Genomic DNA, 25,458 nt, shown 5'->3' with positions numbered 1-25,458 from the left:
TCATCACGCTGATCCGGCAGAGTTTTTGCAAGTCGGCGAAGATCGCGCTTGGCGATAGCGCTCATTCTCGATCCATCTCCGATTGCTCCATAATGGTTCCGATCTAGCCTTTGGCCTCCACGTTGGGGGCAGCGGGATGTTCCAGCCGATTCGCGTGATGGATTTCATCACGCATGAGACGATGCTGTGCGCCGGTGTCGGGCTGTTGCTCGGCGGGATCGACGATCTCGTCGTGGATCTGATCTTCATCGTGCAGCGGCTGTGTCGCGGCCCAGCGGCGCGGCCGACGCTTGCGACGCTCCCGATCTCGCCCGCGCGGCTGCGTCTGGCCGTTTTCGTCGGCGCGTGGGACGAATCGGCGGTGATCGGCGCGATGCTCGCCAACGCGGTCGCCCGGTTCGACCATGACGATTACCGGATCTATGTGGGCGTCTATCCCAACGACCGCGCGACAATCGACGCCGCCGCGGCGGTCGCCACGCGCGATCCGCGCATCCGGCTGGTGATCGGCACGCGCGACGGTCCCACCACGAAGGCGGATTGCCTCAACACCGTGTGGCACGCGATGCAGCGCGAGGATGCAGCGCGGGGCCGCCCCACCGATGCGATCGTGCTGCACGACGCCGAAGATCTGGTGCATGGCGGCGAGCTGCGCGTGTTCGACGCGCTGCTGCGGACGCATGCGGTGGTGCAGATTCCGGTGCTGCCGCTCGTCGCCCGGGGGTCGCCGCTCGTGTCGGGCCATTATGCCGATGAATTTTCCGAAGCGCATGCCAAGACGATCGTCGTCCGCACCGCGCTCGGTGCGGGCATGCCGCTCGCGGGCACGGGCTGCGCCATTTCGGTGCCGATGCTGGAGTCGATTGCGGGCCAGCGCAGCGGCGATCCCTTCGATGCGGACAGTCTGACCGAAGATTACGAACTCGGCCTGCGCATCGCCGAACTGGGCGGCCGGGCGACGTTCGCCAGGGTTCGCGACGAGGATGGCGCGCTCGTCGCGGTGCGTGCCTTCTTCCCCGCCACGATCGATGCCGCGGTTCGCCAGAAGGCGCGGTGGCTGACCGGGATCGCGCTCGCGGGATGGGACCGGACGGGCTGGTCGCGCGCGGCGGCGATCGGCGATCACTGGATGCGAATGCGCGACCGGCGCGCGCCGCTCGCGATGCTGGTGCTCGCGATCGCCTATGGCGCGCTGGTCTGCTGGGGCGCGGACGGCGCGCTGCGCTGGGGGCTCGGCGAGCCCGGGGTGGCGATGCATCCGTCCTGGCTGATCGCGGTCAACACGGCGTTGCTGATCTGGCGGATCGGATCGCGGATGGCGTTCACCGGCGCCGCCTATGGCTGGCGGGAGGCGCTCTGGGCGGCACCGCGCTTCGTCGTCGGCAACTATATCGCGCTGCTGGCGGCGCGGCGCGCGCTGTTCCGCTATGTGGCGATGCTGCGAGGCGCGCCGACCGTGTGGGACAAGACGGTCCACGCCTTTCCCGCAGAACTGGTCGCAGAGGGTCGGTGAGAGACGGGCGACCGCTTCGCTTCCTCGCTGTCACGATCGTCGGTTGGGTGGGCTTGCGCGCGGCGATGCTCGTGCCGGGCGCGGAACCCCTGGCGCCGCTGATGCGCGCGTTGGCGCCGCCGCTCGTCGCGCAGATATTCCTGCCTGAAGCGGTGGCGTTCGCACGCCCGACGCCATTCTTGCACGTCGCTCCGCTCACCCGCGTGCCGCACGCCGAGGCGCCAGTGGCGCCACCCGAGAGCCCGCCCGAGTCGCCGGCCATGACCGGAGGCCCGGTTGCCGTCGCCGCGCCACGATCGATGCCCGGCATCCTGACGGCGCCGCTTCGACCGACGCCGATCGCCGCGGGGCCGGGAAGGCTCGCCGGCAGCGCGTGGCTGCTGGCGCGCGGCGGCGCGGGCGGCACCGTGTCGGGCGGGCAGCTCGGCGCCTCGCAGGCCGGCGTCCGGCTCACCTACGCGCTGGGCCATGGCCGGCGCGTGGCGATCGCCGCGCGGCTCGCCACGCCGCTGAGCGGTACGGGCAAGGAGGCCGCGATCGGACTGGAATGGAAGCCGACCCGGTTGCCGTTCCGCCTGATCGCGGAGCAGCGCTTCGTGCTCGACGGCGGGCGCGGAGGACCGACGATCGGAGTGATCGGTGGCTATGGCCCGGCCGAGATCCTGCCCGGCGTCCGCATCGAGGCCTATGGCCAGGCGGGCGCGATCGCCCGCGACGGGGTGGAGGGGTTCATCGACACCGCCGCGCGCCTCACCCACCCCACCACGCGGATCGGCCATGCCCAGCTCGATCTGGGCCTCGGCGCCTGGGGCAGCGCGCAACGCGGCGCCGCGCGGTTCGATCTCGGGCCCACCGCCGGGCTCGCGCTGCCGGTGGCCGGGCGCAACCTGCGGCTGGCGCTCGACTGGCGCCAACGGCTGGCAGGTGCGGCCCATCCCGGTTCGGGGCCAGCCTTCACGATCGGCAGCGACTTCTGAAGCCCCTCGCGGTCGTCCGGCCACGGCCAAGGAAAGCAATTGATACTCACTCGCATCAACGCTATATGAAGTTCATGGCCTCGCACATCAGCCTCGAAACTCTGCCGCGCCGGTGCCAGGCGACGGTCGAGACGATCGAATGGACCCGCCTCGGTGCGCCCGAAGCGCGCCGCCTGCGCGAACTCGGCTTCGACGAGGGCGTCGGGGTGGAGGTGCTGCACCGGGCCACGCTTGGCCAGGGCCCGATCGCGTGCCGTATCGGCCGCATGACGGTTGCGCTGCGCCGTGCGGTCGCCGCCTCGATCCACGTCGCGCCCCTCGCCCACTGACATGCATGCCGCGCCCCTGGTGGCGCTGGTCGGCAATCCGAATGCCGGCAAAAGCGCGCTGTTCAACGCGCTGACCGGCGCGCGGCAGAAGGTGGGCAATTATCCCGGCGTCACCGTCGAGCGGCATTCGGGACGGCTGATCCTCGAGGATGGCCGTCCGGTCGAGCTGGTCGACCTGCCCGGCGCCTACAGCCTCGATCCCTCCTCCCCCGACGAGCGGGTGACGCGCGATTTCGTGACCGGCACGCAGGCGGGCGAGCGGCTGCCCGATGCGCTCGTCGTGGTGGTCGACGCCGCCAATCTCGACAATCACCTGCGCTTCACGCTCCAGCTCATCGCGCTCGGGCTGCCGATCGTCGTCGCGCTCAACATGGTCGATCTGGCCGAACGCGACGGGCTGACGCTCGACGCCGCGCTGCTCGCGCGCGAGCTGGGCGTGCCGGTCGTCCCCACCGTCGCCGTCCGGCGGCGCGGGATCGACGAGCTGAAGGCAAAGCTGGGCGGCATGGTCGGCGCCGGGCCGGCGCGGCTGCGCGCCTCCGACGGCAGCGTGCAGCAGGATATCGTGACGCTGCAACGCCGCGCCCGCGTCATCGCGCGCGCCGCCACCGTGGCCGAATCGCCCGTACGCCGGTGGACGAACGCGTTCGACGCGGTGGCGCTTCATCCGGTCGCCGGGCCGCTGCTGCTCGTCGCGATCATGTTCGTGATGTTCCAGGCGGTGTTCACCGCGGGTGCCGGACCGGCCGATACGATCGCCGCCGCGTTCGATTCGGTGGGGCAGGCGATCAAGGGCATCATGCCCAACACCGTGCTGCGCTCGCTCCTCACCGACGGCGTGATCGCCGGGATCGGCGCGGTGGTGAAGTTCCTGCCGCAAATCCTGATCCTGTTCCTCTTCATCCTGGTGCTGGAGGCGAGCGGCTATATGGTGCGCGCGGCCTTCCTCATGGACCGGATGATGGCCGCGGTGGGCCTGTCGGGCCGGGCGTTCATCCCGCTGCTCTCCTCCTTCGCCTGCGCGGTGCCCGGCATCATGGCGACGCGCACTATCGAGGACGAGAAGGACCGGCTGACCACCATCCTGATCGCGCCGCTGATGACCTGCTCCGCCCGCCTGCCCGTCTACACGCTGGTGATCGGCGCGTTCATCCCGAACCGGCAGGTGCTGCCGCTCGTCGGGCTGCAGGGGCTGGTGATGCTCGCGCTCTACGTCATGGGCGTGGTCGGCGCGTTCGTGGTGGCGCTGATCCTGCGCAACACCGTGACCAAGGGCGCGTCGTCGGGCTTCATGATGGAAATGCCCAAATACCAGATGCCGCGGCTGCGCGACGTGGGGCTGGGATTGTGGAGCCGCACCGAGATCTTCCTGAAGCGCGCCGGCACCATCATCGCGACGACGACGATCGTGCTGTGGGCGCTGCTCAGCTTTCCCCGCCCGCCGATCGGCAGCCCGGTGTCGAGCGTCAATTATTCGGTGGCGGGGCGGATCGCCAACGCGATCGAGCCCGCTTTCCGCCCGATCGGCTTCAACCGCGATATCGTGCTCGCGCTGATCCCGGCGATGGCGGCACGCGAGGTGGCGGTGGCGGCGATCGGCACGGTCTATGCGGTCGATCATCCCGAAAGCGATGCGGGGGGTGAGGCGATGGTCGCCGATCTGCGCGGCCATTGGAGCCTGCCGACGGCGCTCGCCTTCCTGATGTGGTTCGTCTTCGCGCCGCAATGCATATCGACCATCGCGGTGACCCGGCGCGAGACGAACGGGTGGAAATGGCCCGCCTTCATGGTTGGCTATCTGTTCTTTGCCGCCTACATCATGGCCGGAATCACATATTGGCTGGCGGTGCTCGCCGGCTTCTGAAGGGGCGTCATATGGCGGGCAGCGTCAACAAGGTCATCATCGTCGGCAATCTGGGCCGCGATCCCGAAAGCAAGTCGTTCCAGAACGGCGGCAAGGTCGTCAATCTGCGCATCGCCACGTCCGAATCGTGGAAGGACAAGATGTCCGGCGAGCGGAAGGAAAAGACCGAATGGCATTCGGTCGCGATCTTCAACGAAGGGCTGGCCAACGTCGCCGAGCGGTTCCTGCGCAAGGGATCGAAGGTGTATATCGAAGGCGCGCTGCAGACCCGCAAATGGCAGGATGCGCAGGGCCAGGACAAGTACAGCACCGAGATCGTGCTTCAGGGCTTCAACAGCGTGCTGACGATGCTCGACGGCCCGAATGGCGGCCAGGGTGGCGGCGGCGGCGGCGGCGGTGGGAGCCGCGGCGGCGGTGACGACTGGGCCGGCGGTGGCGGCGGCAACGATTTCGGCGGCGGCCCTTCGGGCGGTCGTGGCGGCGCCTCCTCGGGCGGCGGTTCGCGTGGCGGGTTCGGCCAAGGCGGCGGCGGTGGCGGCTTCTCGGACGATCTCGACGACGACGTGCCGTTCTAGGCCCGGGCCACGACCCGCTTGACCATGGCCGATGCCGTCGATCCTTCGTCGGAAGCCGAACGCACGCGCGTAATTTCGGCTTACGATGTCGAAGCGGTGCGCCACGAGGGCGCCCTCGACGACGTGACTGCTTTCGTGTCGCGGCTGTGCGAGGCGCCCGTTGCGCTCGTCACGGTGGTGGGCGAGACCGAGCAGCTTTTCCTTGCGCGCACCGGCTTGGCCATGACGGGCACGCCGCGCGACATCTCGTTCTGCACGCACGCGATCGGCCAGGACGGGCTGATGGAGGTGCGCGACGCCACGCGCGACCCGCGCTTCGTGAACAATCCCCTCGTTACCGGCGAGACGCAGGTGCGCTTCTACGCGGGCATGCCGCTCGTCACGTCGGACGGCGTGGCACTGGGCAGCGTGTGCGTGCTCGACACGACGCCGCGCCCGGAGGGGCTGACGCCGCTGCAGCGCGAGGGCCTGACGATGCTCGCCAGCCTGGTGATGGCGCGGCTCGACGATCGCCGCGGCGCGATCGCGCGGACGGTCGATCAGGCGGCCGCCGCGCGCGCGTTGGAGGCGAGCGAACTGAAGTTCCGCACGCTGGCCGACACCATGCCGCAGATGGTCTGGTCGACGCTGCCGGACGGCTATCACGACTATTACAACGCGCGCTGGTACGAATTCACCGGCGCGCCGCCCGGCACCACCGATGGCGAGGGCTGGAACGGCATGTTCCACGCCGACGACCAGGACCGCGCCTGGACGACCTGGCGCCACAGCCTGGAGACGGGCGAGCCCTATTCGATCGAATACCGCCTGCGCCATTTCGACGGCACCTATCGCTGGGTGCTCGGCCGGGCGCTGCCGATGCGCGACGAGGGCGGCGCCATCGTGCGATGGTTCGGGACGTGCACCGACATCCACGAACAGAAGCTCGCCTTCGAAGAGCGCGAGGTCATCAGCCAGGAGCTGAGCCACCGGATCAAGAACATCTTCGCGGTGGTGGCCGGGCTCATCAGCTTCGCCGCGCGGCGAACCCCAGCATTCGCCCCGATCGCGACCGATCTGCGCCACCGGATCACGGCGCTCGGCCGCGCGCACGACTTCGTGCGGCCGCACAGCGCGCGGTCGCGGCCGAGCGTTAGGCAGGACAGCCTCATCGGCCTGCTCGACGAGCTGTTCGCGCCCTATCAGCCCGAGGATGGGCGCCATCTCACGGTGCAAGGCGCGGACATCGCCATCGACGACCAATCCGCCACGCCGCTCGCACTCCTGTTTCACGAGCTCGCCACCAACGCGACCAAATATGGCGCGCTGGCCATCGAGGGCGGTCGCGTCGCGGTCTCGATCGAACAGCGCGGCGACACGGTGCGGCTCGTCTGGCGCGAGACGGGCGGCCCGCGCATCCTCGAAACGCCCGAGCAACATGGGTTCGGCAGCCAACTCATCGAAATGAGCGCTGTCCGTCAGCTGGGCGGGGCGGTCACGCGCGACTGGCGGCCCGAGGGGCTGGCGATGACTGTCCTGGTGCCGATCGAAGCGCTACGGCGGAACTGAAGCGCGCGTCCGTTCCGCTGCCCTCACTGCGAGACCGGGCCGGCGATCAGCCGCCGATCGGTAGAAGCGCGGTGCCGGGTGCCTGGCCTTCGCCCGCCAGCGCGGCGGCGGCGAGGATATCGGCTTCGCTGAACGGCTTGCGGATATAGCCCAATGCCTGGCCCCCCTGCCCGATCTGCGCGGGATTGGCGGTCACGAAGACTACTTTGATGCCATAATCGCGCGCGATGGCCTCCGCGATCGCGGGGCCCGTCGGCCCGTCGCGCAGATTGACGTCGACAAAGGCGAAGCTGCACCCCGGCGCGGCTTCGAGCGCGCTCGCCCGGTCGGCCGCGATCCCGCCCACCGCATAGCCCGCATCGGTGAGGATGCGTTCGAGATCGAGGGCGACGAAGATCTCGTCTTCGACGATAAGGGCAGTCTTGCTCACGGCATTTCCTAAAGGGTCCGCGTTGGAACCTTTGCACGCGCCGCAAGTTCCGCGCAACCATTTCGGCTGAGCAGAAACACCGCATGTTCCGCCATCAGATTGGCCCCCGCCGCGGTGGTCCGCTTGCCGCGCGACAGGAACCAGGCGCCCTCCACCACGATCCCGCGGCCGTTCAGGAAATGGCGGAAATCGTCGATCGTCACGTGATGGATGTTGGGCGTGTCGTACCAGCGTTCGGGCAATAGCCGCGTCACCGGCATCCGCCCGCCCCACAGCAGCGACAGCCGAACGCGCCAATGCGCGAAATTGGGGAAGGAGACGAACGCCCGCACGCCGATCCGCAACAGATGATCGAGCACGATATCGGGCGCGCGGGCGGTCTGGAGGGTCTGGCTGAGGATCGCATAGTCGAAGCTGCGATCGGGATAGGCGGCAAGCTCGATATCGGCGTCGCCCTGGATCACCGACAGGCCGCGCGCGACCGCGGTGGCGACGTTGCCGGGATCGATCTCCAGCCCGCGCGCGTCGACGCCGCGTCGGTCGCGCAGCGCCGCCATCAACTGGCCGTCGCCGCACCCGATATCGAGCACGCGCGATCCCGGCGCGACATGGTCGGCGATCACCGCCAGGTCGGGGCGCAGGCTCATGGCGCGGCCTTCAGCGCGGCCATGAACGCCGGATCGAGCCGCTCCATGAAACGCTCCGGGCGGATCGGCGAACGAAAGCCGACCGCTTCATACACGCCGTGCGCGTCCGCCGTGACGAGGGCGAAGCGGCGAACGCCGACAAAGCGCGGATGGTCGACGAACCAGCGCACCATGTCCCGCCCGAGCCCCTGCCCGCGCGCCGTTTCCTCGACCCAGACGTCGGCGATCCAGGCAAAGGTCGCGTGATCGGTAATCACCCGCGCGAAACCGATCTGTTCGCCATTTCGATACGCACCCAGCGGATGCGAACCGGCGATCGCCCGTTCCACCAGGGCGCGTGCGATCCCGGGCGACCAGTAGCTGGAGGCGAGCCACGCATGGATCCGGTCCATATCGAGCTGGGCGGGATCGTCGGACAGGAGGATGGCGCTCATGCCGATGCCCTCAGAAAACCGTCGACGACGCGGTTGAGCTCGGGCGATTCGAGCAGGAACGCGTCGTGGCCGTACGGGCTCGACAGCTCGACGAAGCTGGTCGGCGCTCCCGCCGCGTTCAGCGCGTGGACGATCGTGCGGGATTGCGCGGTGGGGTAGAGCCAGTCGGTATCGAAGCTGACGAGGCAGAAGCGCGCGCGCGACGCGCGAAAGGCGTTGGCGAGCAGCCCGCCATGCTCCTCGGCCAGATCGAAATAATCCATCGCCCGCGTGATGTAGAGATAGGAATTGGCGTCGAACCGATCGACGAAGCTGATCCCCTGGTGCCGCAGATAGCTTTCCACCTGGAAATCGGCGTCGAAGCCGAAGCTCTTGGCCTCGCGGTCCTGCAGCTTGCGACCGAATTTCTCGGTGAGGCCGGCTTCCGACAGATAGGTGATGTGCGCCGCCATCCGGGCGACCGCGAGGCCCGCCGCGGGTGGCTCGCCATCGGCGTAATAGGCGCCGCCGCGCCAGTCGGGATCGGCCATGATCGCCTGCCGCCCGACCTCGTGAAAGGCGATGTTCTGCGCGGTGTGGCGCGCGGTCGCGGCGATCACGACGCAGGCGCGCAGCCGATCGGGCTGGCTCGCCGCCCAGGACAGCGCCTGCATGCCGCCCATCGACCCGCCGACCACCGCCGCCAGCACGCGCACGCCCAGATGATCGAGCAGCATCGCCTGCGCGCGCACCATGTCGCGGATGGTGATGACGGGAAAGCGCATCCCCCAGGGCACGCCCGTCGCGGGATCGATGCTGGCCGGCCCGGACGACCCCATGCAACTGCCGAGCACGTTGGCGCAGATCACGAAATGGCGCGCCGGATCGATCGGCCGCCCCGGCCCCACCATGCGCGTCCACCATCCGGGCTTGCCGGTGCGCGGGTGCGCCGAGGCGACATGCTGGTCACCGGTCAGCGCATGGCAGATCAGGACGGCGTTCGCGGCATCGGCATCGAGCGTGCCATAGGTCTCGTACGCGATGTCGACCGCGGGCAGGACGCCGCCGCCGTCGAGCCGCAGCGGCTGGGCCAGGGTCACGCGGCGCGAGAGGCCGAAGCGCGGATCGTCGGACATGCCGGCTGGCTAGGGCGCGGCGCTTTGCAACGCAAGCCGCGCGCCGCTATGGCACGGCCATGACAGCCCCCGCCCCCAAGCCCTGGATCCTGGGCATCGCGCCCTATGTTCCCGGCCGATCGACCACCGACGACGGCCGCACCGTCGCCAAGCTCTCGTCCAACGAGAACCCGCTCGGCACCAGCCCCGCCGCGAAGGCCGCGTTCGACGCCGCCGACCGCACGCTGGAACGCTATCCCGATGCGGGCGCGGGCGCGATGCGCGAGGCGCTGGCGGGGGCGTACGGCCTCGACCCCGCGCGCGTGATCTACGGCACCGGATCGGACGAGATCCTGCATCTGGCCGCGGGCGCCTATGCGGGCGCGGGCGACGAGGTGGTCTTCGTGCGCTATGGCTTTGCGGTCTACGAGATCGCGACGCGGCGCGTGGGCGCCGAGCCGGTGATCGCGGCGGACGCGGATTACGCCACCGACGTCGATGCGATTTTGGCCGCCGTGACACCGCGCACGCGCATCGTGTTCGTCGCCAATCCGAACAACCCGACCGGCACGTTCACGCCGCGCGCCGAGATCGCGCGGCTGCACGCGGGGCTGCGCAAAGACGTGCTGCTAGTGCTCGACCAGGCCTATGCCGAATATCTGACGCCCGAGGAGGACGATGCCGGGCTGGCGCTCGCGATGACCGAAGCGAACGTGCTGGTCACGCGCACCTTTTCCAAGATCCACGGCCTTGCCGCCGAACGGATCGGCTGGGGCTATGCGGCCACGCAGGTGATCGACGCGATGCACCGCATCCGCGCGCCGTTCAACGTGACGACCGCCGGCCAGGCCGCCGCGATCGCCGCGATCGGCGATGCGGGCTTCGTCGAGGCGACGCGCGCGCACAACACGCGCTGGCGCGACTGGTTCGCCGGCGAGATCGGCGCGATGGGCCTGCACGCGGTGCCGTCCAAGGCCAATTTCGTGCTCGTGCTGTTCGAGGGCGCGTTGACCGCGGAGGCGGCCTATCACGGGCTGATGGACGCGGGTTACATCGTGCGCTGGTTGCCCAATCAGGGCCTGCCCCAGGCGCTGCGCATCTCGATCGGCACCGAGGCGGAGACGCGCGGCGTGACGGATGCCTTGCGCCGGCTGGTCGAGCGGGCGGGCTGATGCTGCCCTTCGCCCGCGTGTCCATCCTGGGACTCGGGCTGATCGGATCGTCGATCGCGCGCAGCGTGCGTGCGCGCATGCCGACGGTGCGGCTCACCGGCCATGACGCCGATCCCGACGTACGCGCGACCGCCGACCGGCTGCAGCTCTGCGACGACATCGCGGAGAGCGCGGGCGCGGCGGTGATCGATGCCGATCTCGTCATCCTGTGCGTGCCGGTCGGTGCGATGGGCGCGCTGGCGGCGGCGTTCGCCGACGATCTGCCGGCCGAGGCGATCGTCAGCGACGTCGGCAGCTGCAAGGCGGAGGTGGCGCGCGCGCTGCACGAGGCGCTTCCGGGTGCGGTGATTGTGCCCGCACACCCGGTGGCGGGCACCGAGCGCAGCGGGCCCGAGGCGGGGTTCGCCAGCCTGTTCCAGGGCCGCTGGTGCATCGTCACCCCCACCCCCGACGCGCCCGAGGGCGCAGTCGAGCGTGTGCGCGCGTTCTGGGAACGGCTGGGCGCGGAGGTGGAGACGATGACGCCCGAGCATCACGACCGCGTGCTCGCGATCACCAGCCACTTGCCGCACCTGATCGCCTATACGATCGTCGGCACTGCGAGCGACCTGGAGGCGGTGACGCAGTCGGAGGTCATCAAATATTCGGCGGGCGGGTTTCGCGACTTCACGCGCATCGCCGCCTCGGACCCGACGATGTGGCGCGACGTGTTCCTCACCAACCGCGAGGCGGTGCTGGAAATGCTCCAGCGTTTCAGCGAGGATCTGAGCCAGCTGCAACGCGCGATCCGCTGGGGCAAGGGCGACGAGCTGTTCGACCTGTTCACCCGCACCCGCGCGGTGCGGCGATCGATCGTCGAGCAAGGCCAGGACGACGCCGCCCCCGATTTCGGGCGCACCCACGGGTAGACGGGTTGGCGTTCGATGACGACGCGCAGGATTCACGCGGAGGCGCGGAGGCGCAGAGATGGTTTCCGCGCGGCAGCGCGGCCTATCCAATACGCGAGTGATGAAAGCCGCTGGCGCCGGGGGTGCTGACCTCCTCCGCGCCTCCGCGTGAATACCTGCTTTTCAGAGCGTCCGACTACGGCCGGTCCAGCGCGTTCATCGCGGCGTGCACCCGCGCCTCGATCTCCTCTCGGCTCAGACCCGGCGGGATGACCTCGCCGAAGCGGAAGGTGATCGTGCCTGCCCGCTTTGCGCCCTTCTTGGGCCACAGCACGCCGCTGTCGCACGCGACCGGCACCGTTGGCAGCGCGAGCAGGCGATAGAGGCCGGCAAAGCCCGATTTCAGCGGCGGCTGTTCGCCGGGCAGCACGCGCGTGCCTTCGGGGAAGATCAGGATCGATCGCCCCTGCCCTTTCGCCAGCGCCGCCTCGCGCATCATCTTGCGCAGCGCGGTGGACGAGGCGTCGCGATCGACCACCAGCGCGCCGTAGCGCCGCGTCGCCCAGCCCCAGACCGGAATGTCCGCCAGCTCCTGCTTCAGCGCCATGGCGGGGCCGTCGAGCATGCGCTGCAACTCCATCGTCTCGAACATCGCCTGGTGCTTGGCGGCATAAAGCGCCGGCCCCTCGGGCAACACGCCCTCGATCCGGACATGGATGCCGAGCAGCACGCGCGTCGCCCAGGCGTGGAACCGCGTCCACACCGTGGCGTGCGCGATCACCGCCTTTTGCCCGAAGAGTGCGCTGACCGGCACCGTCGCCACGATCGGCACCGACAGGCCATAGAAGATCGTGCGGAACACCAAAGTGCGGATCCAGGCGATCACGATCCCATCCCCGACCAGAGCGCCACGCGGCGCAGCAGCAATTTGTCATATTCGTTGATCGTCGTCATCAGCCGCGGGTTGCTCGGCACGCCGTCGCCCAGCACCACGGTGCCGCGCGGCGCGGCGGCGCGCAATTCCATCGTCGCGCGCGCGACATGCCAGTCCGAGGTGACGAGCCGGATCGTGCGATAATGGTGTTCCAGCATCCAGCGCGTCGTCTCCTCGGCGTTGGACCGCGTGTCGACCGCCTCGCGCCCCAGATCGATGCAGCAGGCGAAGAGCGCGGGCGAAGCGCGATATTCGCGCGCCAGATCGCGCGGGCGCACCCCGGCGCCTACCCCGGTAACGAGCATCCGCTTCGCCCGGTGATCGCGCAGCAGCGCCAGCCCGCGATCGATCCGCCCCGCCCCGCCCGTCGGCACCACGATGCCGTCGGTCGTCCCCTCGTCCAGCGGCCCGGGGAGCGTGAGCATGAAGACCGCGAAGCCCAGCGCCCAGAGGATGCCCAGCACCGAGAGCGCGCGCACGATCACAGCGTGCGCCGCAGACGCGTGACGACCGCCACTCGCGCGACGATCGTCGCCAGCAGCACATAGGCCGGCGGCAGCAGCGCGAGCACCACCCAGTCGCCGGTCGCGAGCGTCACGCTGCCCAGCAGCTCCGATCCGAGCGCGGCCAGCCGCGTGCCCACCAGCAGGATCACCGCCACCGCCGCGATCCCGCCGATCGCGCCGCCGATCGCGGCGTCGCGCGCGAGCCGGCGCTGGAACAGCCGCGCGACCTGCACGTCCGTCGAGCCCAGCATGTGCATCACCTCGATCGTCGCGCGGTGAGTCTCGAGCCCCGCGCGCGCGGCCAGCACGATCACCGCCGCCGTGGCCGCCGTCATCAGCGCCACCAGCGCGATGGCGAGCAGCACCATGGTGTGGAGCACGCCGCTAACGGGGCTCATCCAGCTTTCATGCGCATCGACGCGCACCCCCGCCAGCGGCGCGAGCGCGGCGCGGACGCGGCCGGGATCGCCGCCCGCGGCCAGATCGACGTCGATCATCGCGGGCACGGGCAATTCAGGGTCCGCGCCGTCGCTGCCGAGCCACGGCGCCAGCAGCCGGGCGAGTGCGGCATGATCGACCGGCTGCACGCGGGTGACGCCGGCCACCTGCCGCAGGATCGCCGCCGCGCGCGCCGCGGTCACGTCGCGTCGCATCGAATCACCATCCACCACCTGCACCGTCAGCCGCCCGGCCAATTGCCGATCGAGCAGCCGCGACGCGCCCGCGGTGGCGAGCCCCATGGCGGCGGCGAGCAAAGTGAGGAACAGCATGATCGCCATCACCCCCGTCATCGCGCGAAAATCGCCCGCGGTGTCGAGCACCCGGCGTTCGCGGTGGCCCCGGTTCATCGCCACGCCCTCATCGGTCGCGCGGCGGCGGCGGATAGCGCAGCGCGCCGGTCGGATCGAGCAGCCGGCCGCCGTCCAGCCGCATCATCTGCGCGCCGGGGATGCGGCTGAGCAACTGGAAATCATGCGTCGCCACCACCACGGTGGTGCCGAGCCGGTTGAGCGAATCGAACAGGTGGAGCAGGCGCTCGGCCATGTCGGGATCGACATTGCCGGTCGGTTCGTCGGCGACCAGGATCTCAGGCCGGCCGATCACCGCGCGTGCGATCGCGACGCGCTGCTGCTCGCCGCCGGACAGCGTGGACGGCAGCGCGTCGGCGCGGGCCGATAGCCCCACCCAAGCCAGCATCTCGCGCACCGGCTGGACGATGTCCGCCTCGGGCACGCCCGCCACGCGCAGCGGAAGCGCGATATTGTCGTGCGCGGACAGGTGCGGCACGAGCCGAAAATCCTGGAACACCACGCCGATCCGCCGGCGAAACCCCGGCAGCCGGCCGCGCGAGAGCAGCACCGCATCCTCGCCGAACAGCCGGATCACGCCGCGGCTGGGGCGCTGCGCCAGATAGAGCAGCTTCAGCAGCGAGGTCTTGCCCGCGCCGCTGGCGCCGGTGAGGAAATAAAAGGCGCCGCTGCCGAGCGTGAAGCTGATGTCGGACAGCGTCTCCTGGCCCGTGCCGTAGCGCAACCCGACATTCTCGAACTGGACGATGTTCGCCATGACGGGAGCCGCTTGCCGCTTTCTGCCGGAGCCTCAAGAAGATCCATTCGCCTTCGCACGCCGCCCGCGCCGCTTCAAGCTTGCCAGCCGCGCGCGCGGCGTGGCAAGCTCCCGACCGGGGGAAGGCCACGCGTCCGTGGGCCTCGAGTGAAGCGTCCGCATGATTCTGGAATGTCCCGAGTGCAGCACCCGTTATCTGGTGCCCGACAGCGCGATCGGCGTCGATGGACGCACGGTGCGCTGCGCCAATTGCCGCCACAGCTGGTTCCAGCCGGCGGCGCCGCTGCCCGAGCGCCCCCAGCCGCCGGCGATGCCGCTGCCGCCGGTGGGCGGGGAGCCGGTATTCGCGGGCGCGTCGCCCATCTCGGCGCCGTCGGCCGCCTCGCCCGTCGCGGCGCCCGCATTCCCGTCCGCCGCCACGCCCCCGTCTTCGCCGATCGCGATGCCGGCGTTCGCATCCGCGCCCGAGGTGATCGTCCCCGATTACAATGCCTTCGCGCATCGACCGCCGTTCCGCGCCAGCGCCAACATGACGCGGCGGTGGACGATCGCCGCGACGATCGGCGCGCTACTGATGCTGGCCGCGGTCGCCGCGATCCTGCTCTCGGGCACGCCGGGCCTGGCCGGCAAGCTCGGCATCGGCAGCGAGGAAACCGCGCTGCGCCTGAAGGACAATCCGATCGAGCGCCGCCAGTTGGAGAACGGATCCGAGCTGTTCGCGGTGAGCGGCCAGGTGACCAACCCCTCCGCCAGCCGCCAGCGGGTGCCCGATATCCGCGCCGAGCTGCGCGATGCGCAGGGCCGGATGGTGTATAGCTGGACGATCGCCCCGCAGCAGCGCACGCTGGCGCCCGGTGGCGCGATCGACTTCAATTCGGCCAAGCTCGACGTGCCCTCAAATTCGAAGCGGCTGGAACTGAGCTTCGCGGGCGAGACGCGCCGCTGAGGCGCCGACGACGAAAGGGCGTTGCAGCGCCGGTTTCACCCTGCTAGGGGCGCTCGCCTACCTGCTGCCGGCCCGGTCCGGCAGAGTTCATGTGCGGTCGTGGCGGAATTGGTAGACGCGCAACGTTGAGGTCGTTGTGTCCGAAAGGACGTGGAAGTTCGAGTCTTCTCGACCGCACCACCCATCTGCAAAGCCGGGGCTCAGCCGCCCGATCCATCCAGGATCTGCGCGAGCGAGGCGAGCGGCAGCGGCGCCACGAAGCGGAAGCCGAAGCGCCCGTCATAGGCCCAGCACACCGTGCCGAACAACGCGGTCGCGCTGTCGGTGAGCGTCACCTGCCCGGCCTGGCCGCGCTGGACGGGCGCTGCGCTTTCCAGCTTCACGCCGCCGGGCGAAATATCGAGCACATGCGCCTTGAGCCGCTCGCCCCCCAACCGCAGCGACGCCGCGGTGACCAGGGGAAAGCGCGGCGTGCGCGCCACCAGCCCGTCGTCGCGCTTGATCCGGAACACCGCATCGACGTCCTGCCGTTCGTCGAATTCGCAGCCGGCCTTTGGTCCGCGTACCCAGCGGACGGTGGCGGCGATCGGCGGCAGGCCACGCACCTCGACGTCGATCCGGTCGCCGACCGCGGGCATGGCGGTGAAGCGCGCCATCAGCCCGGTCGGCGAGATGTCGTGGACGAGGCAGGCGGAGATCTCGCCGCGCTGCATCACCTTGCCGACCAGCAGCACCAGCGCGTGGCGCTTGCCCTCGCGGCGCTGATCCGACCGTACGGCATTGCCGTCGTCGGCGTTCGCATCATCGATCCCGACCATCATTCCCATGTACCCGATCCAGGTTAATTTTCCCTCGCCGCCGGCGCCGGTCGCGCCCGCGCCGGCTCACCCGGAAGCGACCGCGCCGTCGCCCGGATCATGCGCGCGCGAAATTTCACGCGTTGCCACATGGTTGCGTCGTCCAGCCGCCAGCGCGCGATCGCCTGCGCGGCGAGCGAATCGATCAGTTCCTCGGCCGCGCCGGGAGTCATCGCGGCAAATTCCACGGCGAGCCGCTCCAGATCGGCGCGGTCGGTGATTCGGTGCGGGGCGGAAAGCGAAGGCAGAGGGAGAAGCATCGTCAGTTCACCTGTACGCGGTAGCGAAGTCGAAAGCTGGTGCCGGCGGCATGGGTGCCTGTCATCGTCACGCGGATCGCGCGCACATGGGCATCGCAACCCGCGGCGTCGGCCACGGGAACATAGGCCCAGCTCGATCCGTCAGAGAATTCCAGCCCGTCGCTCGCGCTGGCCAGCGACGTGAAGCGATAGGCAAGCCCCGTCGCGAGCAAGCCGGTGCCGAGCAGGCTGCCGTCCCCGAATTCCACCGGGCCGCTGCCGCTCGCGCCATAATCGGCGATCCGCAGCTTCACCGTGGCGGGGATCGTCTCGGTGATTGCGATCGACCCCACGGGCGCGATTCCGTTGGCGACCGGATTGGTGACCATCAGCGCGTAATCCACCGTCGCCCCCGGCAGCGCCTTGGGATTGGCGGTGCTGACCGAATCGGCGACGACGCTGCTCGACTTGACGAGCGTGAGCGGTGCGGCCGGCGCAACGGCTGCGGCGAAGGCGGCGAGCAAAGGCGCCAGGAGGCGCTTCACGAGCCGCGCCCCGTCAACGCCCGCGCGGCATGGCCGAGGCTGGCCTGATCGAACTTCAGCCGCATCGTCACATAGGGGCCCGCCCGGGTGTAGCGATCCGCCTCGAAATCGCGGTCGCGATAGCCCGCGACGTTATAGCCCGCGCTGATCCAGACATTAGGCGCCGGCGACACCCCCGCCGAGGGGCCGCCGCTGAAGGAAAAGGCGCCCGCGCTCCAGCCATGCTGAACCGAGCCGGCGACACCTAGGTCGAAGCGGCGGCCGATGTCGCGGCGCAGTTCGAACCCGGTCACGTCGACGAAACCGGTATAGGCGTCGTCGGCGAAGCGCCCGGCGATATATTTGGCGCCATAATAGACGGTCACCTCCAGCGCATGGCGCGCGCCTTCGGCGCCGCTGCGATAATCGATCGCGAGATTGTTGATCGCGCGCGTCGTCACCTGATCGCCCACGCCGCCGGCGCTCACGCCCAGCAGATTGGTGTCGGTCAGCCCCGCATCGGCGCGTTCGTGGCGCAGTTCGAGCCGTTCCAGCAGCGACCAGCGGCTGTCGAGCGGGCGCAGCGCCAGCGCGATGTCGGCCGAGGCATAGGTGCCCTGCGCGCCCGCCGCGTCGCGCAGCGTATAGGCCTTGATGCTGGAGGCGAGCGTGCGCCCCTCGCCCAGCGTGCGCAACATGTTGGTGGTGATCCCCCAGCGATCATTGGCATCCGAGCTGCGATGCTCGAGCCGGCCGTTCCACGACCAGCGCGCCGCGCGATAGGTGGCGCCGAGCGTCGCGGCGGCATAGCGGCCATTGGTCTGATCCTGCCCGACGAACCCGCCCGAGGCGGCCGGCTGGAAGGCGTTCACCTGCGCACCCGGATCGATATGGCCGCTGATCGTGCTGCTCGCATCGAGCGTGGCGTCGATCGTCCAGCGCCGCCCGAGCGGCAGGGATTGCGACAGGCCATATTGGGCATAGGTGCGCTGGCCGTTCTCGCCGACCGCCTGCTGGTTGAGCGTGCTCATCAGCTTGGCACCCGTCCACGGTGCGACGTCGAAGCCCAGCCGCGCGGTGTGCGCGACGAAATCGGCGCCGTCGGCGATCTCATAGCCGCCGATCAGCCGGATGCCGGGCGTGACGCGGTACGAGGCGGTGAGCTGGTGGCGGATGGGGAAATCGACGCTGTCCTTGTCGCCGCCCGGCGCGAACTGCGTCTGGCCGCCCACCACCAGCGCGCCGTCGAACAGCGCGCGGCTGCCGCCGAGCGTCAGCAGGCGCGAATCGCGGTCCTTGCCGTCCAGCGCGCGGTCCTCGGCGATCTGCACGCCGGCGAACAGCGTGTCGGTGCCGTGCCGCCAGTCGATCCGCGCCTCGCCCGCGGTGCGCTGGCCATCGCCCACCAGTTGCGCCTGATTCCACGCCACCGCGGTGACGCTGAGCGCATTGCTCCACCGCCAATGCGCGTCGAAGCCGATCTTGCGCGTGCCCGCCTCGACGAAATTCTGCTGGCCGACGCCGAAGCCGCTATCCTGCCGGCGGACATAGCCGAGCATGTCGAGCCGGCCGCCATGGTGATCCACCTCGGCCAGATAGGCATGGCCCGCGGCGAGCCCGCCCTTGCCGCCATCGGCGAATTCGGCGCGGATCTCGGTCGTCCGGGTGAGGTGCGCCTTTACGTCCGCGCCCAGCACGGTCGCGCGGCCGATCGTCTCGTCGCGGATCGCGCCCAGGCCCAGCTCGACCCGGTCGCCCGCCAGCCGCGTCGCGACGCGGGCGGCGGCGGCGAGCTTGGCGGACTGGCCGCTCTCGACCTCGTAGTCGACGACGATGAAGACGGGGTTGAGCGCGGCGTCGCGGCCGAGCACGGGTTCGCGGAAGCGGATCGTGCCCATGTCGGGATCGATGTCGTAATCGATGTGCCGCGTGAGGCTTGTGCTGGAGACGATCACCTCGGAACGGAAACGGTCGCGCACCTCGATCGTGATCTTGTCGCTGTTGGGCACGATGCCGCGCGCTGCCAGGCGATAGGGGCCGGACAGGCCGCTGCCCTGGATCTCGTCGCGCGCGTAACGCTGGTCGGTGTGCGCGGCGAAACCGGTGGCGCGGACCCGGCGGCCCTCATAGGCGGCCTTCACGCCGTTCAGCGTGCGATCGTAGCGCAGCAGCTGCGTGTCGGTGAAGCCGGTCTCGAAATCGCCGAACAGCGCATAGGCCTCGCGGCGTTCCAGACGGACATAGATCTTGCGGCGCGTCGGCGCGTCATAGCCCTGGAGCGCGCCATCGCCATAGACGGTGTAATAGCGGTTCGGATCGATCGTACCGAGCAGCCCGCGCGTCGGATCATAGGCGCGCTTGCTGTCATAGGCGATCGTCAGCAGCCACGATCCCTTCACGCGACCCTTGGCATAGAGCGCAAGCTGACCATCTGTAGTGACGCGGTCGCGGTCGGCGCGGGGCAGCGCCTCGTCATGCGCGCGCAGCACGTTGTAGCCGAGCGTTCCCTTGCCGAAGCCGACCAATGTCCAGTCGCGCGCGCTCGCCGCCAGCCAGGCGCGGATCTCGGTCTTGCGCTCCACTTTGTCGTCGGTGAGCGTCACGGTGACGTGCGCGGCGCCCGCCTGCGTGGTCGGCTGGAGCGCGACGAACGCCAGTCCGTCGTCGCCCACGACGCGCGCGGTGGTGGCGCTGCGCTCGCGGCCGGCGAGCTGGCGGCCCTGTTCCAGCGCGGCCTCGATCGCGGCGGTGTAGGGCGCATCGACGCGGAACGGCACCAGCGTGCCCGCCTGCACCGGACGCCCGGCCTTGTCGGTCACGCGCACCGCGATCAGCGGGCGGGTGAGACCGTCGGCGACAAGCCGGCTGTGCGCGGGATCGAACACCGCGGTGCGGCCCGCGCCCGAGACATGCACGCCGCGCTCGAGCGTGGCGACGGTCGCCCCCCGCGAATCGAGCACCCGCGCGACCAGACGGTTGTCGCCCGCCAGCAGCGGCAGGCCGCTCCATTTCGACACCGCGACGCCGTGGCCATCGGTGTCGGTGGCATCGAAGCTCAGCGGATCGACCTGGGCGCCGTTGACGGTAAGCGCGACCCGCTGATCGGGGGCGTGCTTGATCGCGACGCGCAGCACCGGCGCGCGCGGGTTGTAATCCTCACCCGGGAACAGCCAGCCGGTGCCAGGCGTCTGCCCCGCCAGCCAGTCGCGGTTGCCCGCGGCCACGGCGTCGTCTGCGACGGCGATCGGCAGAGGCTGCACCGCCGCGGCGGCCTTGCCGGTGGGCGCGAGCTGGAAATCGACCCGCTTCATCAGGCCGCCACTGGCCTCGACATAGCGCGCGATCGCGCTGCCGGCGCTGCGCGTATCGCGGTCGCAGGCGACCGGCGCATGCGTGGCAGGCACGCTCTGCGTGTCGAGCTGGACGACGTGCGTACCGGGGCGGACGCCCTCGAAATGGTAGAGGCCGTCGCGATCGGTGACGGTGAAGGTGCCGTCCTCCAGCAGCAGCCGGATGCCGGGCACGCCGCGCCGGTGATCGACGGGATCGCCGCACGCGCCCTCGGTTACGCGGCCGATCAGCGTCATCGCGTCGGTGAAGAGCAGCGCCCCCAGCCGCACCGACGCGATCGCTTCGTTGCTGGCGCCGCCCGAGACCTGGGCGCGGTTGCGCGCCTCGCCGACCGGCGCGCCGGGCGCGACCGTCACCAGATAGCGGAGCTCGACCGATGCACCGGGCGCGAGCGCGGGCACCGCGAAATCGAGATCGCGGCCATTGGGGGTGACGCCGGGCTCCGCACCGCCGCGCGTGGATCCGCGCGTATAATGCAGCCCGATTGGCAGCGTGTCCGCGATATGGAGCGCGCCGGAGGGCGATTTGCCGCGATTGGCGAGTTGCAGGCGATACTGGATCACGTCGCCGGGCGAGGCATCGCGCACCGACGCCGTCTTGGTCAGCAGCAGCGGCGCATCGCCGCTGCGATCGATCGGGATATCGGCATAAAAGGGATCGGGCGTCTCGAGCGTCAGCAACCCGCCATAGCTCGCGTCGTTCAGCACGAAGGGATGGCCGGACGGATCCTTGAACGCGGCGAGCGTCGCGTGCGCGACCTTGGACGGCGCGGCATAGCCTTCGGGCGGTACGACCTTCAGCGTATATTGGCCCGGCGGCACGAGGGGGAAGCGGTAACGGCCGGTCTCGGCGGGATAGATACGGCCGCGCGCATCGGTGACGCTCGCGCCGCTGACCACGGTGGAGGGATAGCGGCTGACGCCGTCGTCGCCATAGACGCTGGCGGGCTGGCCCTGTGCGTCGAGCAGTGTGACGGTCGCGCCGTCGACGAGCTGGCCGTTGGCCGAATCGAACACCAGGCCGGCGGGATCGATCAGCAGCTGGATCGTCGAGGCCAGGCTGTAATCATCCTCGGTGAACGACAGGGTGATCGCGGCACCGCGCTGGTTGCGGATCTCGCAGGGATCGAGCGCGGGGTAGCGGCCGGTCGCGGTCGCGGGGATGCCGCCGGCGAAGATGCCGGTGTCGGCCCCGGTCTCGATCAGCACCAGCGTGGTGTGGATCGTGCCGACCTGAACCGCGATCGTCGCCGTCTCGCGCGTCAGCGGATCATGGTTGCCGGCCTGATTGTCGAGCACCAGGATCATGTCGGTGTAGATGTCCACCGCCTTGGCCAGCGGCGAGGCGGCATAGGTGGCGGCATCGATCGGCGCGGGGGTGAATTGCGGGACGCTGCCGCCGGTGTCGCACGCCATGCCGGTAAAGGCATAGCCGGGGGGCGGCAGGTGGAAGCTCAGCACCGTGGGGCGCTTGGCGATCGCCACGTCGAAGCCGACGGTGTTCGACCGTACCAGCTGTTCGGCGGCGCCGTTGCGCACCGTGAGCGTGGCGGTGTTCTCGATATGCGTCTGCGCATCGGCCGCCGCGGCAAACGCGGAGCAGAGCCCGAGCAGCAGCGCGAGCGCGCGCAAGAGGCGATGGGACAAGGGCATGGCGAAGGGTTTCCCGGCGCGCGGGGGGGAGCGCGCCGGGAAGATCGGTTCCTCTTGGGAAAGGGGGTGTTAGTTGATCGTCACGCGGAAGCTGGCGGCGACGGACGTGCCGCCGGCCAGCGTCGGGATCGTGGCCGTCACCGTCTTGGTGCTGGTGTTGTACGATCCGCCATAGAGGCCGGTGGTCGATCCATCGTCGGCGACCGGCAGGCCGCTGACGAGGCACGCGCCGCCAGCGCCGATGCCGCCAACCGTGATCGATCCGGGCACATAGCTGGTGTTGGCGGGGATCACGTCGGTCAGCGCGACGCCGTTGGCCGGCACCAGCAACGTGCTGTTGGTGACGGTCAGGCAATATTGCACGACGGCACCCGGCAGCGCCTTGGGATTGATCGCGTTGACGCCGTCCGAGAGAACCTGCGCGGTCTTGACGACCGTGAGGTTCACCGAGCGCACGCCGACTTCATAGGCGAGATAGGCCCGCGCCTGGCCGTTGCGCGCGATATCCGGGCCGATGCCATCCGAATCATTGTCGGCAAAGACGACATCGACCGTGTTGTCCTGGTTCAGGATGTTGAGGTCGGTCGGCACCAGCGCTGCCCCCAGCGTGCCCGACGTGCCGCCGGTCGCCACCGTCGCGCGGAGCGAGACGAAGGCGAGGTTTTCGCCCGCCGTATTGGGAATGTCGCCGACGACGAAGACGGTCGCGGTGCCGTCCTCGGGCAGTTCGTCGATGAACGTGGCGGTGTCGGTGCCTGGGTCATAGGTGCCGTTGCCGTTCGAATCGACGAATACCTTGAGGTTCGTCGCATCGAAATTGTCGGTGCCCGGAAGGACGCCGAGCGAGACGATCTGATCGGCCGACAGGATGAAATCCTGCGTGCCGTTGGTGTTGTTCGTCACCTTGAACGTCAGCACCGCGCCGGTCTGGCCCAGATTGACCTGGGTGTTGGTGGCGGGGCTCGCGACGACCGTCAGGTTCACCTTGCGGTCGACCACGAAGGTCGCGGTGTTCGACGTTGCGGTCTGCGCGGTGCCGTTGACGGTGAAACTCGCCTGCGCGGTGTTGCTGACGAGCGTGCCGGCGGCGGTGCCGGACGTGGATTGCGCATGCGCGGTGCCGGCGCATGCCAGCGCACTGCCGGCGAGCAGCAGGCACCGGAGCCTGGTTGCGGTCATGATGGGATCCTCCTGTTATGCGAGCGGGTTACACGGTCACTTCAGCGCGGCCTGGAAGGCGAGTTCGCCTTGCCCGCCGGCCGCGAGCGGGGTGGAAAGCCGCCAGCGCACCGCGGTCACGTCGTCGGGGCGGGCGGGGCGACTGCCGCCGCCGGGCAGCGCGACCGTCAGGGCGGCGAGCGTCCCGTAGGTGCGCCCGTCGACGGACAGTTCGGGGGCGGGCGAGCCGGCGCGCGGCGCGCGATAGGCGATCGCAGGCGGCAGCGGGTTGGCGAGCACCAGGTTCGCGATCGGCTCGCGGCCGGTGTTGCGATAGCCGAGCACGAAGACGACGCGGTCGCCGGGCACGACGCGCGCGGGCTTGGCCAGCGCGACCCGCGTGGTGCCGTCCGCCGCGGCGGTGCGCGTCTCGACCAGCACGGTGCTGGTGACCTGCAACGGGCCGGCGAGCGCGGGTGCGGCGCTCAGGGTCGCGACGGCAAGGGCGATCAGGGGATGCACGGGCATGGATGAACTCCTCATTGGATCTGAACCTGAAACTGGATGCGGCGGGTGACCGGGCGCGGCACCGGGCCGAGCGCGACATGGACGGCGCTGCCGTCCCCGGCATCGGCGAGCGCGACGCCGTCGAGGCGCAGCGAGCCCGCGACATAACGGGTGCCGGCGGGCACCGGATCGTCGATCCGCGCATCGTCGGCCGCCACCGCGAACCCGGCGTCGAGCACATAGGTAACGATCGCGCCGCGCACCGGGCGGCTGCTGCCGTCGGGGGCGAGCACGCTCTGCGACTTGACGAGCGTGGGCGGCGCGGCCGCGGCGACGGGGATGGCGAGCGTGGCCGCGGCGCCGGTTACGCCGACCACCGCGTCGCCGCCGCCGTCGCCGCGATCGGCGATGACGGTGCCGGGCGTTCCCGAACCGGTGAGCGCCACGGCGCCGATCGTCACCACGCCGCCGGGCGCGACCGCGCCGGTATCGGCGACGATGACGAGCGCCAGCGTGGCGCCGGGGGCGATCTCGGGAGTGTGGCCGCCGGTCAGCGCCGTATCGACCGCAGGATCGTAGCGGCCATCGCCGTCGCGATCGATCGCGACCGTCGCCGCGCCGCCGGCAACGCCGGAAACCTGGATGGCGAACGCCTCATGGCCGTTGCCGCCATTCGCGAGCAGCACGGCGACTGGCGTGCCGGCGCCCTGGGGCAGCGGAGCGGTGGCGGCGCGCGCGAGCGTGACGTCGAGCCGTTCGGCGACGATCAGCGCGACGCTGTTCGAGTCGACCGCCTGGATCGCGCCCGCCGAACCGTAGCGCGCCGTGGCGATGTTGGTGATCCGGCTGCCCGCATCGGTAGCCCAGGCGGGCGAAGCCGCAAGCACGGCCATGGCGACCGAAAGCGCCGTGGCACCTCCGCTCATCCTGCCATGCTTGTGCGATGCCGCCATCTTTGCCTCCGACTCGATGTCGCAAACAAAAATGGCTGACCGTTGTTAATTAAAGACTTTTAAATCGTTTTGACAACGATAGTGAAAGTGGTTCTACTGAAGAACCACCGTGGTTTTATTATCGCTGCCTGGAACGACTGCCAAACCCATCGGGGCGACGTCGGTTCCATCTTGTTCGAATATTTTGAATTATGTCGATCGGCGTGGATCAGCGGCGGACCTCAAGGCCGGCATAGCGCGCGCTCAGCGGACGGCATGCTCCAGATAGCGGCTGACTGCCGCCACGCCGGTATCGCTCAGCGACACTTCGATCCGGCGCCGGTCGAGCGGATCGGCTACCCGATCGAGCAGCTTCAGCTTGGCAAGGTGATCGATCCACCGCTGCGACGTGGTGACGGGCGCATCCGCGCAGGCGACGAGCGTCTTCACGTTCAGCGTCCGCCGATCGACATGCGCGACATAGAGCGCGAGCAGCATGTCCCATGCCGGTTCGTGGAACAGTTCGTCGGGCAGGAAATCGCGCCGGGCGCGGCGCTCGTCGAGCAGACGTACCGCCCGCGCGCGATGATCGATGTTTGCCGCTCCAGCTTCATCGGATCCGCGTACGACCACGGCCTGCTCGGCCCGGCCGCTGAATTCCGCCGCGACCGCGTGCAGGCGGGTCGTCAGATCCTTGATAAGCGCGACTACCGCTTCCTGTTCCAAAGCGTCACCTTTCGCTCGCCCCCTCGCCCAAGATTTCGCACCGAAATGGTATTTATCCGGTCAGTATCCTTGTGCGTCTATGCAAACGTA

25 protein-coding genes and 1 tRNA gene are annotated in these 25,458 nt (G+C 69.7%); 10 read left to right on the top strand and 16 right to left on the bottom strand.

What is annotated here, in order from left to right; all coding sequences use genetic code 11:
- Positions 1–136: 136 nt before the first annotated feature.
- The 6 genes from L8H00_RS10940 (at position 137) to L8H00_RS10915 (ending at position 6,806) form a co-directional block, all read left to right on the top strand.
- A complete protein-coding gene (locus tag L8H00_RS10940) occupies positions 137–1,513 on the top strand; it encodes a glycosyl transferase family protein (RefSeq protein ID WP_242097342.1) in 1,377 nt (458 codons plus the stop codon).
- Positions 1,510–2,490 (top strand): hypothetical protein, encoded by a 981-nt coding sequence (locus L8H00_RS10935; protein WP_242097341.1) that lies wholly within the window; start codon positions 1,510–1,512, stop codon positions 2,488–2,490. The genes L8H00_RS10940 and L8H00_RS10935 overlap by 4 nt, the downstream gene beginning before the upstream one ends.
- A 65-nt stretch (positions 2,491–2,555) precedes the next feature.
- Positions 2,556–2,819 carry a FeoA family protein gene (locus tag L8H00_RS10930; protein WP_242097340.1) on the top strand — a complete coding sequence of 88 codons (264 nt, stop codon included), beginning with the start codon at positions 2,556–2,558 and terminating at the stop codon, positions 2,817–2,819.
- Between the two features lies 1 nt (position 2,820).
- Positions 2,821–4,683 (top strand): ferrous iron transporter B, encoded by a 1,863-nt coding sequence (locus L8H00_RS10925; RefSeq protein WP_242097339.1) that lies wholly within the window; start codon positions 2,821–2,823, stop codon positions 4,681–4,683.
- An 11-nt stretch (positions 4,684–4,694) separates the two neighbouring features.
- On the top strand, positions 4,695–5,258 hold the full coding sequence (gene ssb, locus L8H00_RS10920) for a single-stranded DNA-binding protein (RefSeq protein ID WP_242097338.1): 564 nt from the start codon (positions 4,695–4,697) through the stop codon (positions 5,256–5,258).
- Between the two features lie 24 nt (positions 5,259–5,282).
- Complete coding sequence (locus L8H00_RS10915; protein ID WP_242097337.1) at positions 5,283–6,806, top strand: PAS domain-containing protein; 1,524 nt, start codon at positions 5,283–5,285, stop codon at positions 6,804–6,806.
- Positions 6,807–6,852: 46 nt separating this feature from the next.
- Here L8H00_RS10915 and L8H00_RS10910 read toward each other — a convergent pair whose 3' ends face one another.
- From L8H00_RS10910 to L8H00_RS10895, 4 genes are read right to left on the bottom strand one after another with little or no spacing between them, the layout of a single operon-like run.
- Positions 6,853–7,236, bottom strand: a complete 384-nt coding sequence (locus L8H00_RS10910; RefSeq protein WP_242097336.1) for a response regulator — start codon at positions 7,234–7,236, stop codon at positions 6,853–6,855.
- Positions 7,237–7,244: 8 nt separating this feature from the next.
- A complete protein-coding gene (gene metW, locus L8H00_RS10905; RefSeq protein ID WP_242097335.1) occupies positions 7,245–7,883 on the bottom strand; it encodes a methionine biosynthesis protein MetW in 639 nt (212 codons plus the stop codon).
- Positions 7,880–8,317 (bottom strand): GNAT family N-acetyltransferase, encoded by a 438-nt coding sequence (locus L8H00_RS10900; protein ID WP_242097334.1) that lies wholly within the window; start codon positions 8,315–8,317, stop codon positions 7,880–7,882. The genes metW and L8H00_RS10900 overlap by 4 nt, the downstream gene beginning before the upstream one ends.
- Positions 8,314–9,432: a homoserine O-acetyltransferase gene (locus L8H00_RS10895; protein ID WP_242097333.1), complete on the bottom strand. Its 1,119-nt coding sequence runs from the start codon at positions 9,430–9,432 to the stop codon at positions 8,314–8,316. Before L8H00_RS10895 ends, L8H00_RS10900 begins: the two co-directional genes overlap by 4 nt.
- Before the next feature lie 59 nt (positions 9,433–9,491).
- On the opposite strand from L8H00_RS10895, the gene hisC reads away from it, so the two are divergent.
- Entirely contained in the window at positions 9,492–10,583 is a 1,092-nt protein-coding gene (gene hisC / locus L8H00_RS10890; protein WP_242097332.1) for a histidinol-phosphate transaminase, read from the top strand.
- Positions 10,583–11,491, top strand: a complete 909-nt coding sequence (locus tag L8H00_RS10885) for a prephenate/arogenate dehydrogenase family protein (protein WP_242097331.1) — start codon at positions 10,583–10,585, stop codon at positions 11,489–11,491. Before hisC ends, L8H00_RS10885 begins: the two co-directional genes overlap by 1 nt.
- 175 nt (positions 11,492–11,666) lie before the next feature.
- On the opposite strand, the gene L8H00_RS10880 is transcribed toward L8H00_RS10885, so the two are convergent.
- From L8H00_RS10880 to ftsE, 4 genes are read right to left on the bottom strand one after another with little or no spacing between them, the layout of a single operon-like run.
- Positions 11,667–12,353: a 1-acyl-sn-glycerol-3-phosphate acyltransferase gene (locus L8H00_RS10880; RefSeq protein ID WP_242097505.1), complete on the bottom strand. Its 687-nt coding sequence runs from the start codon at positions 12,351–12,353 to the stop codon at positions 11,667–11,669.
- Positions 12,353–12,889 (bottom strand): YdcF family protein, encoded by a 537-nt coding sequence (locus tag L8H00_RS10875; protein WP_242097330.1) that lies wholly within the window; start codon positions 12,887–12,889, stop codon positions 12,353–12,355. Before L8H00_RS10875 ends, L8H00_RS10880 begins: the two co-directional genes overlap by 1 nt.
- Positions 12,886–13,758: a permease gene (locus L8H00_RS10870; protein ID WP_242097504.1), complete on the bottom strand. Its 873-nt coding sequence runs from the start codon at positions 13,756–13,758 to the stop codon at positions 12,886–12,888. The genes L8H00_RS10875 and L8H00_RS10870 overlap by 4 nt, the downstream gene beginning before the upstream one ends.
- A gap of 10 nt (positions 13,759–13,768) precedes the next feature.
- Positions 13,769–14,476 carry a cell division ATP-binding protein FtsE gene (ftsE, locus tag L8H00_RS10865; RefSeq protein ID WP_242097329.1) on the bottom strand — a complete coding sequence of 236 codons (708 nt, stop codon included), beginning with the start codon at positions 14,474–14,476 and terminating at the stop codon, positions 13,769–13,771.
- 160 nt (positions 14,477–14,636) lie between these two features.
- Between ftsE and L8H00_RS10860 the strand changes: the two genes are divergently transcribed.
- A complete protein-coding gene (locus L8H00_RS10860) occupies positions 14,637–15,422 on the top strand; it encodes an MJ0042-type zinc finger domain-containing protein (protein WP_242097328.1) in 786 nt (261 codons plus the stop codon).
- 93 nt (positions 15,423–15,515) lie between these two features.
- Positions 15,516–15,602: transfer RNA gene (locus L8H00_RS10855), tRNA-Leu, on the top strand.
- Positions 15,603–15,622: 20 nt separating this feature from the next.
- Here L8H00_RS10855 and L8H00_RS10850 read toward each other — a convergent pair.
- The 8 genes from L8H00_RS10850 to L8H00_RS10815 form a co-directional block, all read right to left on the bottom strand.
- Complete coding sequence (locus L8H00_RS10850; RefSeq protein WP_242097327.1) at positions 15,623–16,249, bottom strand: PilZ domain-containing protein; 627 nt, start codon at positions 16,247–16,249, stop codon at positions 15,623–15,625.
- Positions 16,250–16,263: 14 nt separating this feature from the next.
- The gene (locus L8H00_RS10845; RefSeq protein WP_242097326.1) at positions 16,264–16,539 is read right to left on the bottom strand and encodes a hypothetical protein; all 276 of its coding nucleotides are present in this window, start codon (positions 16,537–16,539) and stop codon (positions 16,264–16,266) included.
- Between the two features lie 2 nt (positions 16,540–16,541).
- On the bottom strand, positions 16,542–17,063 hold the full coding sequence (locus L8H00_RS10840) for a hypothetical protein (protein WP_242097325.1): 522 nt from the start codon (positions 17,061–17,063) through the stop codon (positions 16,542–16,544).
- Positions 17,060–22,045, bottom strand: a complete 4,986-nt coding sequence (locus L8H00_RS10835) for a hypothetical protein (protein WP_242097324.1) — start codon at positions 22,043–22,045, stop codon at positions 17,060–17,062. Before L8H00_RS10835 ends, L8H00_RS10840 begins: the two co-directional genes overlap by 4 nt.
- Positions 22,046–22,114: 69 nt before the next feature.
- Complete coding sequence (locus L8H00_RS10830) at positions 22,115–23,224, bottom strand: hypothetical protein (protein WP_242097323.1); 1,110 nt, start codon at positions 23,222–23,224, stop codon at positions 22,115–22,117.
- Positions 23,225–23,260: 36 nt separating this feature from the next.
- Positions 23,261–23,731 (bottom strand): hypothetical protein, encoded by a 471-nt coding sequence (locus tag L8H00_RS10825; RefSeq protein ID WP_242097322.1) that lies wholly within the window; start codon positions 23,729–23,731, stop codon positions 23,261–23,263.
- Positions 23,732–23,742: 11 nt separating this feature from the next.
- Complete coding sequence (locus L8H00_RS10820; RefSeq protein WP_242097321.1) at positions 23,743–24,636, bottom strand: hypothetical protein; 894 nt, start codon at positions 24,634–24,636, stop codon at positions 23,743–23,745.
- Positions 24,637–24,906: 270 nt separating this feature from the next.
- Positions 24,907–25,368, bottom strand: coding sequence for a hypothetical protein (locus L8H00_RS10815; RefSeq protein WP_242097320.1), 462 nt, complete (start codon positions 25,366–25,368; stop codon positions 24,907–24,909).
- Positions 25,369–25,458: the final 90 nt, after the last annotated feature.

This window comes from Sphingomonas sp. CROZ-RG-20F-R02-07, assembly GCF_022662335.1.
GTDB lineage: Bacteria > Pseudomonadota > Alphaproteobacteria > Sphingomonadales > Sphingomonadaceae > Sphingomonas.
This window is presented reverse-complemented; position numbering and strand designations above follow the sequence as displayed.